Here is a 16,989-nt window from a genome sequence, read left to right on the forward strand (position 1 = left end):
CCGAGTTATCCACAACACGCCGAAACCAAAGGTCTGCGTCCACATCGTCGGTTTCCCCGCAGCTCAACCCTCCATCCCCGATACCATGCGGCCATGAAGCGACATAAACTCATCGAATCCCTGAAGGACGAGGCAACCCGGGAACGCCGATGCGTCTACAGCACGGACAGCCGGTCCCGATGCGCATTGGACCGCCGTGTCACGGACGGAGAACTGCTTCGCGTCTTTCCCAACATGTACGTCTCCACGGAATACTGGCACAAGCTCACCCCGCCTGCACGTTCGCTGCATATCGCCCGTACACTGCAACGACAGCATCCGACATGGATATTCACCGGTATCACCGCAGCGACGATTCGAAGCTTCGATCATCCATGGCTGCTGCATGACGGCAGCATAGGCATACTGTCGCATGACCAGAGCAATCAGCCGACCGGGAAAAGCCTCAACCGAATCCGCCGGTTCTACACGGCACAGCCCGAGTATGACATCGTCGATGGGCTGCGTACGGCGTCGGCCGCACGCACGCTGGTGGATTGCGCGTTGACGTGCGAGTTCCGGTTCTCGTTGGCGATGTTCGATTCGGCGTTGCGGCAGGGGGTCGCGCCGGAGGAGGTGGAACGCGAGTGCGCGCGGCTGCATCGGGATTGCGCGCCGGTGTTCCGGCTGCTCAGGTACGCGGATCCGGCGCGGGAGAACGGCGGCGAGTCGCTGTCGTACGCGACGGTCGTCGACGCGCGGCTCATGCTGCCGCAGGTGCAGGTCGAGATCGTCGATCCGACGACCGGCAGGATGTACCGGGTCGATTTCCTGTGGCGGCTGCCCGACGGCAGGATCATCGTCGGCGAGCTCGACGGCGCCGCCAAGTACGTCGATCCGTCGATGACGGACGGGCGCAGCATCCACGGGGTCGTCGCCGACGAGCGGGAACGCGAGCAGGCGCTCCGACGGGCCGGCGTCACCTCCATCGTCCGGTTCACGTTCCGCGAGGTGGTGGCGGTCACGCCGTTCCTCGCCAAGCTGCGCGCCGCCGGCATCCCGCATCGCTGATCGCCCGTTGATTCCGAAGGTTCCGGCCGATTCCGAAGGTTCCGCGATCCAGGTAATTCGCCGGTCAGAAGAATCGCATGATCCCACTGAATTCAGTGATTCCGATGACTCCGTTGGTTCAGCGGCGTGACGCCGGCCGGATGATCGACGAGGCTCCCACTGAGGACATGGTCCCAGCCCGCAGGATCGCCGCCCGTGGATATGGGCGGCATCGCTCGCAGCATGATTCCGGTTCGGCTCGGATACGGCACCGGAGGAACGGGGTCAGCGGACGACGGCGTGCTGGGCGATGTAGGCGTGCATCGCGACGGCGGCCGCAGCGCCGGCGTTGATGGAGCGCACGGAGCCGAACTGGGAGATGTAGACGACGTCGTCGGCCAGGTCGAGCGCCTTGCGGCTCAGGCCGGGGCCTTCGGCGCCGAACAGCAGCAGGCACCGCTTGGGGAACGCGTACGTTTCGATCGGCACCGCGCCGGGGATGATGTCGAGCGCGATGACGCGCGCCGATTCGAGTTCGCGGATGCGCGCGTCGATCGCGGCGATGCGCGCGTAGCCGTCGTCGGCGATGCCGAGCGCGTGGGCGGTGTCCTGCGCCGGCGGTCGACCGGCGAGCACGCCTTCCTCGATGTATTCGCGCACGTCCCGGTGCATGCGGATGGCGACGGCCGCCGCTTCGGCGCGCGCCGCGGCGATCTCGCCGGCGATGCGGTATCGCCAGCATTCGACGAGTTCGGTGATGCTGGGATGGTTCTCGACGTGCTGGTACAGCTCGGTCATCAGCGCGCCCTTGCGGTTCCACTTGTGCGGGCCGACGATGTGGACGCGGCGCGCCTGGAACGCGTTGGCGGTGCGCACCATGGATCCGATGTTGAAGTCGTGCGTCCAGTTCTCGACGGCGACTTCGAAATCGTGGCGACCGCGCGCGTCGAGGTCGGCCTTGATCGCGGCGACGGTCCAGTAGCGGTAGCGGTCGAGCACGTTGCGCCGGTCGCCCTCGTCGAGCAGGGCGGTGTCGTAGCGCATGTCGTACGACGGCGACGCCGGGTCGTCGGGACGCGGCTCGCCGGGGTGGGTTTCGGCCCAAGGACCGACGCCGATCTCACGGAATTCGGGTTCGCCGGACATCTTCGCCGCCATCGAGATGGGGTTGGGAGCGTGCATGGTCGGGTGCCTTCCTGTGCGTTTTCCTATGCGGGTGCCGACGCCGGGGTCGGATGCGGTCGCAACGCCGTCATCCGCCGGTTTCGGATGGCCGGCGGATGACGGCCGCCCTGCTAGCGCAGGTCGGATTCGCGGTAGGCCTGGACGAAGGGGATCTCGCGCGAGGTGCCATCGAGCGGGTTGACGACGTCGATGACCGGGTCGGTCATGTCGACGCCTCCGATCAGCGACGCGATGGCCACGACGGACGCGCCCTCGTGTTCGACGATGCCGAAGTCGAGGCTCAGTTCGTTGCCGTTGCGCAGCGTGACGAGCGACGAGGTCTGCACGTACGACTTCTCGGACAGCCACGAGTCGAGCAGGATCACGCGCTTGCCGTCGATCGACGGGCCTTTGACGGACGGGTAGACGAAGTCCATGACGAAGCCGTCGAGGTCCTCGCCGCGGGAGGCGGCGGCCTGGATCATCGCGCTGACAAGCGGCACGGCGGCCGCGGTGAGGGCGCCGACCGCGTCGAAGTCGTCGACGGAGTAGCCCTGCTCCTCGAGCGTGTCGAGCAGGATGTGGCCGACGATGGACGCGCCGCGGTGGTCGAACGTCACGGACGACAGCTCGCAGAACGGGCGGCCGTCGAGTTCGGCGCGCAGCAGTCGGGCGAGCTGTTCGCGCGGTTCGAGCATCTCGAACGGGGTCTGCGGCTCCGCCGCGGCCGCGGCATCGGAGGCTCCGGCATCGCCGGCAGCGGCGGCGACGGTCGCGCGGAAGGTGGGTTCTTCGGTCTTGGTCTGTTCGCTCATGGTGCCCAGCGTATCGTCGTGTAGGGTCATTCAGTCCTCGCTCTCGTATTGCGCTTCGGGCGCGGTGAGCTCGCGCACGTCGCCCTTGCCGGGTTCGATGATCTCGACGGGCGCGATGACCTTGCCCGCGTCGATCTTCTGGAGCTTGCGCGCGGTGACGAGCACGCGCGATTCGAGCGACGTGGCGAACTGATTGTATGCGCCGACCGTCTTGGTGATGGCCGCGCCGAGCTTGGTGGCCCGCTCCCCCAGGATCGCGAAGCGCTCGTAGAGCTCGCGCGACAGGTCGAACAGCTTCTTCGCGTCGTCGGTCAGGCTCTGCTGCTGCCAGGCGTAGGCGACCGACTTGAGCACGGCCCACAGCGTGACCGGCGAGGTGAGCGCCACCTTGCGGGCGAACGCGTCGTCGAGGAGCGTGGGGTCGGTTTCGAGCGCGGCCTGCAGCAACGCCTCGTTGGGGATGAACGCGACGACGAAGTCGGGGGCCGTCTCGAACGCGTTCCAGTACGCCTTGTCGCCCAGCACGCGCACGTGCTCGCGCAGCGCCTTGGCGTGCGCGCGCAGCAGGTCGTCGCGGCGGGCGAGCTCGTCCGCCGGAGCGGTCTCGGGGATCTCGCAGGCGCGCTGGTAGTCGGTGTACGGCACCTTCGCGTCGATCGGGATGGTCTTGCCGCCGGGCAGGTGGACGACCATGTCGGGCCGCTGCGTGCGGCCGTCGTCGTCGGCGACCACGACCTGCGTGTCGAAGTCGACGTGTTCGAGCAGGCCGGCGGATTCGACGATGTTGCGCAGCTGCGCCTCGCCCCATGCGCCGCGCACCTTGTTGTTGCGCAGCGCGGACGACAGCGCGCTGGTCTCCTTGTCGAGGCGCGCCTGCTGTTCGCCCAGTCCCTTGAGCTGTTCGCCCAGCGCGCCCATCTCGCGCTTGCGCCCCTCCTCGATCTGCGTGACCTTGCTCTGCAGCGCGTCAAGGTTCTTCTGCACGGGGGCGAGCGCCGCGAGCACCTTGCCCTGCTCTTCGATGGCCTGCGCCTGTTCGTCGCGCCGGCGCGCCTCGTCGGCGGCGGCGCGTTCGCGTTCGCGTTCGATGCGCAGCCGTTCGTCCTTGCGCGCCTGGTCGAGCTGTTCGGTGACGAAGGCGAGCTGGCGTTCGAGTCCTTCGACGCGCGCGCCGGATTCGCTCAGGCGTGCGGTCAGGTCGTTGACCTGCGCGAGCGCGTCGTCGCGCTGGGATTGGACGAGGGCCAGTTCGCCGGACTGTTCGCCGCGCGTCTCCTCGCGCCCGCGGGCACGTCCGGCGGCGAGTCCGCCGGCGGCCCCCAGTGCGGCCGCGAGCGCCATCGCCGCGACCAGTACGATCATCGTCAGCATGTTTTCGAACATACGTTCTATTGAATCCCACGCCGGCGACGTCCGCGTGTCGCCTTGGGCGGCCTTGGAACCGACGGCGCGGAGGCCGCGCGGACCGGAATCGCGCTCAGGATCGGACGAGCCGTGCGATGGCGCCGGACGCTTCGGCGAGCTTCTCGTCGGCGACTTCGCCGCCGTCCGCGGCGGCCTGGCGCACGCAGTGGTTGAGGTGGTCGTCGAGCAGCAGCAGGGCGACGGATTTGAGCGCGGACGTGGATGCGGAGATCTGGGTGAGCACGTCGATGCAGTACCGGTCGCCCTCGACCATCTGCTCGATGGCGCGCACCTGCCCTTCGATGCGGCGCAGCCGCGCCAGGACCTTCGCCTTGTCGTCGCCGTATCCGTGCATGCCGTCCCCTTTCGTCCGTGCGGATTCGACTATCTCATAGCCGCATGTCCCGACGACGCGCACCGGGGCATCGGAGTACGCCGCCGCTTCCGATGCGCGCATCGCGAACACCGCCCATTATACCCCCCGGGGGTATATGGTATACACTTGGAATCCACAGACATCACCTAACGCAGCAAACAGCAGAGAGGAGGGAGACGATGCCCATCGACCCGACCGTCGCCGCCATCGCGATCATCGCGGCCATCGTCGTCACCGCGGCGATCGCATGGTTCTTCTTCGCCCCCAGGAAGGGCGCCGCCGCGACGATGACCGACGGCAGGCAGACCGCCGTCGTCACCGTCAAGGGCGGCTATTCGCCGTCCGTGATCGACATGCGCGCCGGCACGCCCATCACGCTCACGTTCGACCGGCAGGAGACCGGCGAATGCACGTCGCACGTCGTGTTCGGCGACCTCGCGCTCGACGCCATGCTGCCCGGCAACCAGCGCACCGACGTCACGCTGCCCGCGCTGCCGGCCGGCGACTACCCGTTCGCGTGCGGCATGAACATGGTCCACGGCCTGCTGCGCGTCACCGGCGACGGACCCGCCGACACGGCCGCCGCCGACGCGACCGCCGCAGCCCCGGCATCCGCCGCGACCGCACCCTCCCCCGCCGCCGCGCCCGCCGACCCGCTCGACGCGGAACGCCGCGAAAGCGAGGAGCGCGCCCGCGAGATCCGCCAGCTCACCCGGCTCGTCGTCATCGGCGCCGTGTTCACGCTGCCGGTGTTCGTGCCGATGATGCTCATGCCGATCCTCCACGACGCCATCCCCGCATGGCTGATGAACCCGTGGCTGCAGGCCGCGCTCATCACGCCCGTCATGGTCTACTGCGGCGCGCCGATCCACCGCGTCGGCTGGGCGGCGCTCGCCCACCGCGACCCGGACATGAACTCGCTGGTCGCGCTCGGCACGACCGCCGCCTACCTGTACAGCCTGCTGCTGTGCGCCGCGCCGGGCCTGTTCCCGGAAGGCTCGCGCGAACCGTACTTCGAATCGGTGGGCGTGGTGATCACGCTCGTGCTCGTCGGCCGTCTCATGGAGACGAAGGCGCGCGAAGGCACCGGCAAGGCCGTGCGCTCGCTGATCGGCCTGCGTCCGCGCATCGCGCACCTGCTGTCCGTCGGTGCCGCCGGCAACGCCGGCAACACCACCGACGCCGCCGCGACCGCCGACTGGCGAGACCCGTCGCGGTCGCGCGACGTCGACGTCGACGACGTGCGCGCCGGCGACCTGATCGTCGTGCGCGCCGGTGAGCGCATCCCCGTCGACGGCGTGGTCGTCGCCGGCGAGGCGAGCGTCGACGAGTCGATGATCACCGGCGAATCGAAGCCGGTCGTCAAGTCGGCCGCCGATGCCACCGCGGCGACCGGCACCGCATCCGCGGACGCGACGCTGACCGGCGCGACGGTCGTATTGCGCGGCTCGCTGCTCATGCGCGCCACGCAGGTGGGCGGCGACACGGTCCTGTCGCAGATCGTCGCGATGGTGGCGCGCGCGCAGGCGACCAAGGCGCCGGTGCAGCGGCTCGCCGACCGCATCGCCCGCATCTTCGTGCCGGCCGTGATGGTCGTCGCCGTGTGGACGTTCGCGCTGTGGGCGGCGTTCGGCGCCGAGCCGCGGCTCGCGCACGCGCTCGTCACCGCGGTGAGCGTGCTCATCATCGCCTGCCCGTGCGCGCTCGGCCTAGCCACGCCGCTGTCGGTGACGGCGGCGATGGGCCTGGGCGCCACGAACGGCGTGCTCGTCACATCCGCGAAGGCGCTGGAGCAGGCGCGCGCCATCCGCACGGTCGTGTTCGACAAAACCGGCACGATCACGCGCGGCATGGTCGACGCGGACGCGGCGGCCGACGCGCCCAGCTACGCGCACGACCCGGTCAAGGACGGCTCGCGCGAGGCGGTCGCCGCGCTGCGGGCCGCCGGCATCCGCACGGTCATGCTGTCGGGCGACAAGGCCGGGACGGCGGAGCGCATCGCGCGCGAGGTCGGCATCGACACGGTCATCGCGCAGGTGCGCCCCGACGGCAAGGCGTATTGGATCCGGCGTCTGCAGGCGGCGCGCGACGCCGACCCGCAGGCGCGCGCCGAGATCGGCGACGTGCCGGACGGTCTGATCGCGATGGTCGGCGACGGCATCAACGACGCGCCGGCGCTCGCGCAGGCCGATCTGGGTCTGGCGATCGGCACCGGCACGGATGTGGCGATGCAGTCGGCGGACGTGACGCTCATGAACGGCGACCTGCGCGGCGTGCTCAAGACCATCAACCTGTCGAACGCGACGATGCGCAACATCCGCGAGAACCTCGCGTGGGCGTTCGGCTACAACATCATCGGCATCCCGATCGCCGCCGGCGTGCTCTACCCGGTCACCGGCTGGCTGCTCAGCCCGATGATCGCCGGTCTGGCGATGGCGTTCAGCTCGACGTGCCTCGTGCTCAACGCGAACCGGCTGCACCGGGTGCGCATCGCCGACGACGCGCTCGGCATGCCGTCGCGCGTCGGACGGTCGGGCGTCGGGCAGGCGGCCGCCGGCGGACCGGCCGGCGGCGACGCGCCGGAGCCGACCGTCATCGTCGACGAGCGCACGACGATGGCACACTTGGAGACGGGTGCGACATGCCACGCCGCGCCGCACGACAGCAAGGAGAACCATATGGACATGCACATGATGCACGCGGCGACGCCGATGGACGGCGAGACCGCCACCGACCCGGTGTGCGGCATGACCGTCGCGGTCAACGCCGAGGCGATCACCCGCGAGCACGAGGGCCGCACGTACTACTTCTGCAACGAGCACTGCGCGGTCAACTTCATGAAGGCCCCGCAGATCTTCCTCTCGTAGTTCACCCGCCCAGAGCGACGCAAGGTGGGCCCCGGAACCACGACGGTTCCGGGGCCCACCCGTATTTCCGACCCTCGATCGACATCGCCCGATCCGGCGTCGGCCGCGCCCGCCGGCTACGCGGCCGGCTCCGTCTCCTCGACCGACAGCGTCAGATGCTCGCCGCCGTCCACGTCCGCATGGTCGACGCGCACGGTCTGGCCGTCGTGGACGCGGCCGGCCAGCAGCATGCGGGCCAGCTGGTCGCCGACCTCGGTCTGCACGAGGCGGCGCAGCGGACGCGCGCCGTACGCCGGGTCGAAGCCGGTGTCGGCGAGCCAGCGGCGGGCCGCGTCGGTCACGTCGAGGCGGATGCGACGCTCGGTCAGACGCGACGCGACCTGCGCTACCTGGATGTCGACGATGCCGCCCAGCTCGTCGCGCGTCAGCGGCTGGAACACGACCAGCTCGTCGAGACGGTTGACGAACTCGGGCTTGAAGTTCGCGTGCACGGCGTCCATCACCGCGCGGCGCTTCGCGTCCGCGTCCAGATCCGGGTTGACGAGGAACTGCGAGCCGAGGTTCGACGTCATGATCAGGATCGTGTTGCGGAAGTCGACGGTACGGCCCTGGCCGTCGGTCAGACGGCCGTCGTCGAGCACCTGCAGCAGCACGTCGAACACCTCCGGATGCGCCTTCTCGACCTCGTCGAACAGCACCACCGAATACGGGCGGCGACGCACCGCCTCGGTCAGCTGGCCGCCCTCCTCGTAGCCCACGTAGCCGGGGGCGGCGCCGATCAGACGAGACACGCTCGACTTCTCCATGTACTCGGACATGTCGATGCGCACCATCGCACGCTCGTCTTCGAACAGGAAGTCGGCGAGCGCCTTGGCGAGCTCGGTCTTGCCGACGCCGGTGGGGCCGAGGAACAGGAACGAGCCGGTGGGGCGGTTCGGGTCGGCGATGCCGGCGCGCGAGCGGCGCACGGCGTCCGCGACGGCGGCGACGGCCTCCTTCTGGCCGATGACGCGCCTGCCGAGCGCGTCCTCCATGGTCAGGAGCTTCTCGTTCTCGCCCTGCATGAGGCGACCGACGGGGATGCCGGTCCATTCGGCGACGATGCGGGCGACGGAGTCGGCGTCGACGTGGTCGGGGACCATCGGCTCGCCGGGCGTGCCGTCCGCGTAGGCGTCGGAATCGGCCGCGGCTTCGCCGGACGGGCCGGCCGCCGCGCCCGCACCGTCGGCGCGTTCGGCCGCGTCGAGCTGCTTCTGGATCGCGGGGATCTCGCCGTAGAGGATGCGCGACGCTTCGGCGAGGTTGCCTTCGCGCGTGTACCGGTCGGCCTTGACGCGCAGCGCGTCGAGCTGGGCGCGCAGGTCGCCGATCTTGTTGCGGTCGGCCTTCTCGGCGTCCCAGCGGGCGGTGAGGCCGGCGAGGCGCTCGCGCGCGTCGGCCATTTCGGCCTGCAGCTTCTCCAGACGTTCCTTGGACGCGGGGTCCTCGGCCTTCTTGAGCTGCATCTCCTCCATTTCGTAGCGGGTGACGAGGCGCTGGAGCTCGTCGATCTCCTCGGGGGACGAGTCGAGTTCCATGCGCAGGTGGGCGGCGGCCTCGTCGACCAGGTCGATGGCCTTGTCGGGCAGCTGGCGGCCGGAGATGTACCGGTTGGACAGGGTGGCGGCCGCGACGAGCGCGTCGTCGCCGATGGTGACCTTGTGGTGGGCCTCGTAGCGCTGCTTGAGGCCTCGCAGGATGGCGACGGTGTCCTCGACGCTCGGCTCGCCGACGAACACCTGCTGGAAGCGGCGTTCGAGGGCCGGGTCCTTCTCGATGTTCTCGCGGTATTCGTCGAGCGTGGTGGCGCCGATCATGCGCAGTTCGCCGCGGGCGAGCAGCGGCTTGAGCATGTTGCCAGCGTCCATCGAGCCTTCGGCCGCGCCGGCGCCGACGACGGTGTGGATCTCGTCGATGAACGTGATGACCTGACCGTCGGCCGACTTGATCTCGTTGAGGACGGCCTTGAGACGCTCCTCGAACTCGCCGCGGTACTTCGATCCGGCGACCATCGAACCGAGGTCGAGGGAGATGAGCCGCTTGTTCTGCAGCGTGCTGGGCACGTCGCCGGCGACGATGCGCTGGGCGAGGCCTTCGACGACGGCGGTCTTGCCGACGCCCGGCTCGCCGATGAGCACCGGGTTGTTCTTGGTGCGGCGCGACAGGATCTGGATGACGCGGCGGATCTCCTGGTCGCGGCCGATGACCGGGTCGAGCTTGCCTTCGCGCGCGGCGGCGGTCAGGTCGGTGGAGTACTTCTCGAGCGCCTGATACGTGCCTTCCGCGTCGGGGCTGGTGACCTTGGCGCCGCCGCGCACGCCGGGCACGGCCTTGCGCAACGCCTCGGCGGTGACGCCGGCCCGCTTGAGGATGTCGGCCGACTGGTTGGGTTCGGCGGCGGCGATGCCGATGAGCAGGTGTTCGGTGGACACGTAGTCGTCGCCCATCGTGCGCATCTCCTGTTCGGCGCGTGCGATGGCGGCGCTCAGCTGACGGCTCGCCTGCGCCTGGGCGGTGGTCGATCCGCTGGCGCTGGGCAGGCCGACGAGCGCGCTGCGCACGGCGGCGCCGACGGCCTGCGGGTCGCCGCCGGCCGCCTGGATGAGCGGTCGGATGACGCCGTTCTCCTGACGCAGCAGCGCGTCGAGGACGTGCAGGGTCTCGACCTGCGCGTTGCCCGCGGCGGACGCGCTCTGGATCGCGTCGCCGATCGCCTGCTGGGCCATGGTGGTGAATTTCTGCTCCATATCAGCCTCCGGTTCCACGCCGTCGCATCCGGGCGGGGCGGGGTGCCTCGCGGGCGGCGGCGTATTCGTGTTCTGCACTGCTCAACCGAACCGTCACCCATTCTATTCCCAAAACTTGAGTCCACCACACTCAAGTTTCATCAATCCGCGCGTTTCGCGGGTGCCATCAGCAGCGAATCAGACCACAATCGAGCCACGACGCATACGAATCCCGACGCAACACACCCCGCCAGCGTCGCAATCCGCACAGCAATCCCCCATCACATACAGAACACGACGAAAACCGGTCATCCAGCGTCGCAATCCGCAAGTAAACCGTCCGTCACATGCGAATCCCGACGCAACACACGCCCCCAGCGTCGCAATCCGCACATCAGCAGCCCGTCACATACAGGAAACGACGCGACAGGCCCCTTTCCGGGACCGGCGAAATGCCGGCATCCGGAAAGGGGCCTGTCGAAGACGGGGAATCGGCCGGTCGAAACCGGCCGGATGGCCGCCGTCAGCCGCGCACGACCACGTTGCGCAGCGAGCCGATGCCGTCGACGATCACTTCGGCCTCGTCGCCGGGGCGCAGCGAACCGGACGCGTTGGGCGTGCCGGTGAGGATCACGTCGCCCGGCAGCAGCGTCGAGAACGAGGAGATCGCGGCGATCTGCTCGGCCATGCCGTGGATCAGGTTCGCGGTGGTGCCGCTCGCCTCGGGCACGTCCTCGCCGTTGAGACGGAACGAGATGGCCGCGTCGCGCCAGTTGAACTCGTCGCGCGTGACGATCCACGGGCCCAGCGGGCAGGACGTGTCGAAGCCCTTGGCGCGCGTCCACATCGGATCCTTGCCCTGCAGGTCGCGCAGGGTCACGTCGTTGACGCAGGTGAAGCCGAGCACGTGGTCCATCGCGTCGGCGGCGGACACGTTCTTCGTGATGCGGCCGATGACCGCGGCGACCTCGGGTTCGAAGTTCATGTCGTCGCTGTAGGAGGGGAACACGATCGGATCGTCGGGGCCGATGACCGACGTGGACGGCTTGGTGAAGATCATCATGTCCTCGGGCGCGTGCGCGATGTCGGAATGGCCGGCCTCGTGCATGAAGCGGGCGTGCGCCTCGTAGTTCTTCGCCAGGCCGAACACCTTGGACGGGATGACGGGGGCGAGCAGGCGCACCCCTTCGGCGTCGACGGCGTAGCGGTTGCCGGTGGGCGAGACGGCGCCGGCGCCCAGCGGGTAGCCGTCGAGTTCGACGAGATAGTCCTTGCCGTCCGACTCGTCGGTCTGGACGAACGCGTAGCGGGGGGTGCCATTCATGGCGAAACGTGCGATTCTCATGCGCCCCAGTCTACCGTCGCCGCGCTACGAGCCGCAGGCCCGCCGATCCGCCGATTCCACCGCCGGCGGATCGGGGTCAGATGAAGGCGCGTTCGCCGAAGATGCCGGTGCCGACGCGCACGATCGTCGCGCCTTCGGCGATGGCGAGCGCCAGGTCGCCGCTCATGCCCATCGACAGCTCCGCGCATCGTGCGGTGCCGGGCAGTCCGGATGCGGCGATCCGGTCGCGGGTGCGGCGCAGGTGGGCGAATCCGGCGCGGATGGCGGTTTCGTCGTCGGTGTGCGCGCCGATGGTCATCAGGCCGCGCAGTTCCAGTCCGTCGAGTGCGCCGATCCGTTCGGCGAGCATGATCGCCGCATCCGGGTCGCAGCCGGATTTGGAGGCTTCGCCGGATTCGTTGACCTCCAGCAGCACGCCGATGCGGATGCCGCGCGCCGTGGCGCGTCGGGCGATCCGTTCGGCCAGTTCGATCGAGTCGACCGATTCGATGACGTCGGCGGACGGCAGCACCTTGCCGATCTTGTTGCTCTGCAGCTGTCCGATGAGGTGGAAGGGGATGTGCATGCCGGCGCCGTCCGTGGGAGCGGCCGCGCCGAGCGTATACCCGCGTTCGGCGCACAGCCGGGTCAGCCCGTTCGCCTTGGCGACGATCTCCTGCGGCCGGTTCTCGCCGATCATGCGCACGCCGGCGTCGATGGCGGCCATGATCTCGCCCACGTCGCGGGTCTTGGTCGCGGCGAGCAGCCGTACCGTCGACGGGTCGCGTCCGGCCGCGGCCGCCGCGTCGGCGATGCGGTCGAGCGTGCGGTGCACGCCGTCGCCGATGGCGCGTGCGCGCGCCGCGTCGATCGTCTCGTTGGACAGGTCCTTGTGGTCCATGTATGCCGTCATGCCGCTCCCCTCGTTCCGTACGCGCCCATAGTAGCGCGCCCGCCGACCGTCCGGCATCCGCGGCTCAAGCGGTTCAAGCGGTTCGCCGGTCCCGGATCGAACGGTTCAGCGCACGTCGAACGGGTCGTCGGGAACGCGGCGGTCGGTCAGGTCGGCGGCGGGCGTCGTCCAGTCGAATCCGTCGAGCAGGTCGCGCGCGTCGCACGGGTCGGGCGTGGGTTGCAGTCCGAGCAGCCACGCGCAGTAGCCGACGACCTGCCGCGCGGTCACGCCGCGAGCACGTAGCACGCCCATGTCGAGCGAACGTTGACGCTTGGCGAGACGCACGCCGGCCGCGTTGTCGACGAGCGGCAGGTGCGCGAACGCGGGCGTCGGCGTCGGCTTCGGCGACGGGCGATCGGCGCCGGAGACGAGGCCGCGGATGTACAGCTGGAGCGCGGTGGATCGCAGCAGGTCGCGCCCGCGCACGATGTCGGTGACGCCCATGTCGAGATCATCGACGGTGACGGCGAGCTGGTAGGCGAACAGGCCGTCGGCGCGTCGGATGACCGTGTCGCCCAGATCGCGCGCCAGACGGAACGTCTGGGCGCCGTACATGCGGTCGTCGAAGCGGACGATGCCGCCATCCGCGTCGTCGGGCATGGCGAGCCGCCACGAATGCTGCCGTCCGGCGGCGAGCCGGGCGCGCACCGCGGCGGGGTCGTCGCGCATGAGCCGACGGCAGGTGCCGGGGTAGACGACGAAGCCGTCGCCCTCGTTGGGCGCGGACGCGGCGCGGATGTCGGCGCGCGAGCAGAAGCACGGGTAGACGAGCGGCATGCCGGCGGCGAAATCGCCGGAACCACAGTCCTCCTCACCGTCGCCGCACGACTCCGTCCGCCCGCGCAGCGCGTCGAGCACCTGCTCGTAGCGGTCGAGCCGGTCGGACTGGTAGACGGGCTCGCCGTCCCAGTCGAGGCCGAGCCACGTCAGATCGTCCATGATCCACCGGTCGGCGTCGGGCAGCACGCGCGGCCGGTCGATGTCCTCGATGCGCAGGATCATGCGCCCGCCGCGCGCACGCGCCGACAGCCATGCGGCGAGCATCGCGTACATGTTGCCCAGGTGCATGCGTCCCGACGGCGTGGGCGCGAACCGTCCGACCACGCCGGTCCCGGCAACGGTGACGTCCCCGGATCCGCAGCCGACGCCGAGGCCGACGTTCTCCCCCGTCACGCGATCCACAGCTCACCGTCCAACGGCCATTCGTTGCCGACGCAGCCGTCGAGCCCCATCGACTGCTCCTGCATGAGCGGCGCGGCGGCCCCCGGCGCGGCGCACCACGTCTCGTTGTCGATGTGACCGAGCCGGTGGCCGACCTCATGGTTGATGACCATCGTGCGGTAGCGCGCGAGCGTGCCGCCGGCGCCCAGCCACGTGTCGGTGCCGCCGTTCCACCGGTCGGCGTTGACGATCACGTCGTTCCCCACACGGCAGCTGTACTCCGTGGAGCAGCCCAGCGAGTAGTCGGTCATGCGTTCGGCCTGCGCGAGGATGATCGCCATGTCGGCGCTCGCGCACGCGTCATCGGCGATCTGGGTGAACACGGCGCCGGCGCGCGTCCATCCGCGCGCGTCGTTGAGCGTCTCGTACACGGTGTTGGCGAACGCGACGGTGGAGCCGACGTCGCCGTTCGTCGCGATGCAGTAGGTGAACGTCGTCACGCCGTTGCCGCTCGCCTCGGCGGCGGCGGTCGCGCGTTCCATGATGGCCGCGCGTTCGGCGTCGGTCAGCGGCTGGGCCGTCGCGTCGGCGGCGTGGACCGCCTTGACGCCGAACGGGTCGTCCTCCGACGTGCCGTCGGCGTCGGCGGCGTCACCGTCGGACTTGCCGTCGTCGGTCTTCTTCCCGTCGTCCGACGCGTCGGCATCGTCGGCGCCGTCCGTCTGTCCGTCGCGGCCGTCGGCGGCCGCCTGCGCGGCGGACGGCGCGTCGTCGGCGCCGCGGGCCGCACCGATCGCCCCGACGGCGGTCACCGTCGCCGCGATCGCATAGATGAGCGCCAGCAGCGCGACCGCGCCGATGATGGCGCGCCGCAGCACGTACTTGCGTTCGCGGCTCACGTCGACCCGTCGACGGGACGCCCTGTGATCAGCCATGATGGTCCTTTCGATAAATCCTCATCCGGGCGACGCCGATGTCGCCGTTGCCATGATACGAAAACCGATACGAAAAAGCCGGCGTCGATCGCTCGAACGCCGGCAGGGCCGAAAAATCAGCCGAAGAAGATGCAGAACATCCACGCGCCGATGATGGCGCCCACGATCGGGGCGACGACCGGGATCCACGCCTCGCCCCAGCGCGACGCGCCCTTGGACGGAATCGGCAGGACGGCGTGCAGGAGACGCGGCATGAAATCGCGGGCCGGGTTCAGGCCGGGGCCGGTCGGGCCGCCCATGGAGGTCACCAGACCCCACACGATGAAGCCGACCACGATGGACGCGGCGGCGTGGTCGTTCTCGCCCCACGGCAGGGAGAGGCAGCACAGGGCGCCGAACACGAGCACGAGGGTGCCGAACAGCTCGTTGACGAAGTAGTTGACCTTGTCGTTGTGGGCGTCGGTGGTGCAGAAGGTGCCCAGGATCGCGTTGGCGTCCTCGGTCTCCTTGTAGTGCGGCCAGTAGGTGATGTACACGATGAACTGGCCGACGGCCGCGCCGAGCAGCTGGGCGATGATGTACGGCAGGACCTGGTTCCACGGGAACATGCCGTTGACCGCCTGGGCGATGGTCATGGCCGGGTTGATGTGCGCGCCGGAGACGCCGCCGAACATGAGCACCGGGATCATGACGCCGAAGCCGTAGCCCATGGCGATGTTGAGCCAGCCGGCGTGATGGCCCTTGGTGTTCTTGAGTTCGACGTTGGCGACCGCGCCGTTGCCGAAGATCATGAGGAGCGCCGTGCCGAAGAACTCGGCGATCAGCTTGGTGACGAGGGTGTATTCCACTGCGGTTCTTTTCTCTCTTGCCGTGTGGCCGGGACGCGCGGGCACGGTCGTGCCGGGCACGATGTGCGCCGATGCGCTCGGCCGGATTGGGTGGTTGCGGCCGATCTGGCCACGATACGAAAAAACCCGCCGTAGTGGCGGGTTCTTTCGTTGGGGTGCCCCCTCAGGGATTCGAACCCTGGACACGCTGATTAAGAGTCAGCTGCTCTAACCAACTGAGCTAAAGGGGCGTTGGTCTTCGCGCTCTTGGCTGTCTGCCTGAGCACGAGAGATAAATATACTCAGATTTACTCAACGCGCAACTCACGGCGTGTCGCCTGTATTTCCAACGGTTTTCAGATTCGCAATACCACCACTCCGACACCCTTCGGAAGCATCCCCATCATCCCGATTTCCGATGCTTCACATTTTCTTCACGCATATGGAGCATCTGTTCGTTCATCCGCCCCATTTCCACGTCACCTGATGCACGTCGTCGGTGCATCAGCCGGTCCGGCTAGGCGGATTGCGACGCAAGTCATTCGTTATGCGTCGCAATCCGCACGGGAACCGCCGTCCCCACACAGACGACGACGGAAATAACCCTCCTTGCGTCGCAATCCGCATACGGAACGTCCACCCCATACAGGTCCCGACGCAAACGGCCCCGTCAGCGTCGCAATCCGCATGTGATTTCACCCGTCCATACCGATTGCGACGATGGCGGCCTGATTGGCGTCGGGATTCGCATATGTGATGCGTACGGATATGAAAAACCCTCCTTGCGGCGCGTGCCGCGAAGGAGGGTTGATGCTTAAGCTCAGACCGGCCCTATGGGCGGTTCAGTCTGGATGGTCCGGCCGATCGTCCGGCCCGACGCCACAGCGGCGTCATGACAGGACGGCCTGCCGGGGCCGGATCACTCGGCGACGACCTTGACGGTGAAGGACGCGACGATCTCCGGGTGCAGGGTGACCTTGACCGGGAACTCGCCGGTGGTCTTGATGGCCTCGACCTCGATGTTCTTCGGGTTGACGGAGACCTTGTCGGCCAGAGCGAGGGCGATCTTGTCGGCGGACACGCCACCGAACAGCTTGCCGGACTCGGACACCTTGGCGGCAATCTCGACGACGGAGCCCTCGATGAGCTCCTTGCCGGCGACGGCCTCCTCGCGGGTGGCGACGGCCTTGGCCAGACGGGCACGCTTCATGGCCTCGATCTGGGCGGCGGCACCCTTGGACCAGGCGAAGGCCAGGCCCTGCGGGACCAGGTAGTTGCGGGCGTAGCCGGCCTTGACCTCGACGACGTCACCGGAGTGACCGAGGTTGGCGACGGTGGCGGTGAGAATGACCTTGGTGTTAGCCATG

General features: G+C 68.9%; 12 protein-coding genes, 1 tRNA gene and 2 pseudogenes. 2 read left to right on the forward strand and 13 right to left on the reverse strand.

All coding sequences use genetic code 11. The features are described 5' to 3' along the window. Positions 1-234: 234 nt before the first annotated feature. Positions 235-1,050, forward strand: a complete 816-nt coding sequence (locus D2E24_RS01545; protein WP_241222793.1) for a hypothetical protein — start codon at positions 235-237, stop codon at positions 1,048-1,050. 264 nt (positions 1,051-1,314) lie between these two features. Here D2E24_RS01545 and D2E24_RS10765 read toward each other — a convergent pair. The 5 genes and pseudogenes from D2E24_RS10765 to D2E24_RS01565 all read right to left on the reverse strand — a co-directional run. Next, positions 1,315-1,599: pseudogene (locus tag D2E24_RS10765) on the reverse strand (TrmH family RNA methyltransferase); the annotation flags it as partial. Positions 1,600-1,700: 101 nt separating this feature from the next. Further along, a pseudogene (locus tag D2E24_RS10770) lies at positions 1,701-2,211 on the reverse strand (RNA methyltransferase); the annotation flags it as partial. A 113-nt stretch (positions 2,212-2,324) separates the two neighbouring features. Further along, positions 2,325-3,038, reverse strand: a complete 714-nt coding sequence (locus D2E24_RS01555) for a type I phosphoribosyltransferase (protein ID WP_241222794.1) — start codon at positions 3,036-3,038, stop codon at positions 2,325-2,327. Then, positions 3,039-4,391 carry a DNA recombination protein RmuC gene (locus D2E24_RS01560; RefSeq protein ID WP_125967567.1) on the reverse strand — a complete coding sequence of 451 codons (1,353 nt, stop codon included), beginning with the start codon at positions 4,389-4,391 and terminating at the stop codon, positions 3,039-3,041. A gap of 94 nt (positions 4,392-4,485) precedes the next feature. Beyond that, positions 4,486-4,767: a metal-sensitive transcriptional regulator gene (locus tag D2E24_RS01565; RefSeq protein ID WP_125967568.1), complete on the reverse strand. Its 282-nt coding sequence runs from the start codon at positions 4,765-4,767 to the stop codon at positions 4,486-4,488. 200 nt (positions 4,768-4,967) lie between these two features. On the opposite strand from D2E24_RS01565, the gene D2E24_RS01570 reads away from it, so the two are divergent. Continuing rightward, positions 4,968-7,655, forward strand: coding sequence for an HAD-IC family P-type ATPase (locus D2E24_RS01570; protein WP_125967569.1), 2,688 nt, complete (start codon positions 4,968-4,970; stop codon positions 7,653-7,655). Between the two features lie 116 nt (positions 7,656-7,771). On the opposite strand, the gene clpB is transcribed toward D2E24_RS01570, so the two are convergent. The 8 genes from clpB to rplI form a co-directional block, all read right to left on the reverse strand. Beyond that, on the reverse strand, positions 7,772-10,441 hold the full coding sequence (gene clpB, locus D2E24_RS01575; protein WP_125967570.1) for an ATP-dependent chaperone ClpB: 2,670 nt from the start codon (positions 10,439-10,441) through the stop codon (positions 7,772-7,774). 502 nt (positions 10,442-10,943) lie between these two features. Further along, positions 10,944-11,765 (reverse strand): fumarylacetoacetate hydrolase family protein, encoded by an 822-nt coding sequence (locus tag D2E24_RS01580; RefSeq protein ID WP_125967571.1) that lies wholly within the window; start codon positions 11,763-11,765, stop codon positions 10,944-10,946. A gap of 76 nt (positions 11,766-11,841) precedes the next feature. Beyond that, a complete protein-coding gene (locus tag D2E24_RS01585; RefSeq protein WP_125967572.1) occupies positions 11,842-12,657 on the reverse strand; it encodes a YggS family pyridoxal phosphate-dependent enzyme in 816 nt (271 codons plus the stop codon). Between the two features lie 105 nt (positions 12,658-12,762). Then, entirely contained in the window at positions 12,763-13,803 is a 1,041-nt protein-coding gene (locus D2E24_RS01590; RefSeq protein WP_125967673.1) for a glutamyl-Q tRNA(Asp) synthetase, read from the reverse strand. A 65-nt stretch (positions 13,804-13,868) separates the two neighbouring features. Next, positions 13,869-14,795 (reverse strand): DUF3152 domain-containing protein, encoded by a 927-nt coding sequence (locus D2E24_RS01595; RefSeq protein WP_125967573.1) that lies wholly within the window; start codon positions 14,793-14,795, stop codon positions 13,869-13,871. A 116-nt stretch (positions 14,796-14,911) separates the two neighbouring features. Next, positions 14,912-15,643, reverse strand: a complete 732-nt coding sequence (locus D2E24_RS01600; RefSeq protein WP_125967574.1) for an MIP/aquaporin family protein — start codon at positions 15,641-15,643, stop codon at positions 14,912-14,914. Between the two features lie 156 nt (positions 15,644-15,799). Next, positions 15,800-15,873 (reverse strand) — tRNA-Lys (locus D2E24_RS01605). A gap of 668 nt (positions 15,874-16,541) precedes the next feature. Beyond that, positions 16,542-16,988, reverse strand: a complete 447-nt coding sequence (gene rplI / locus D2E24_RS01610) for a 50S ribosomal protein L9 (protein WP_125967575.1) — start codon at positions 16,986-16,988, stop codon at positions 16,542-16,544. Position 16,989 lies beyond the last annotated feature (1 nt).

It is taken from the genome of Bifidobacterium samirii (assembly GCF_003952945.1).
Classification (GTDB): domain Bacteria; phylum Actinomycetota; class Actinomycetes; order Actinomycetales; family Bifidobacteriaceae; genus Bifidobacterium; species Bifidobacterium samirii.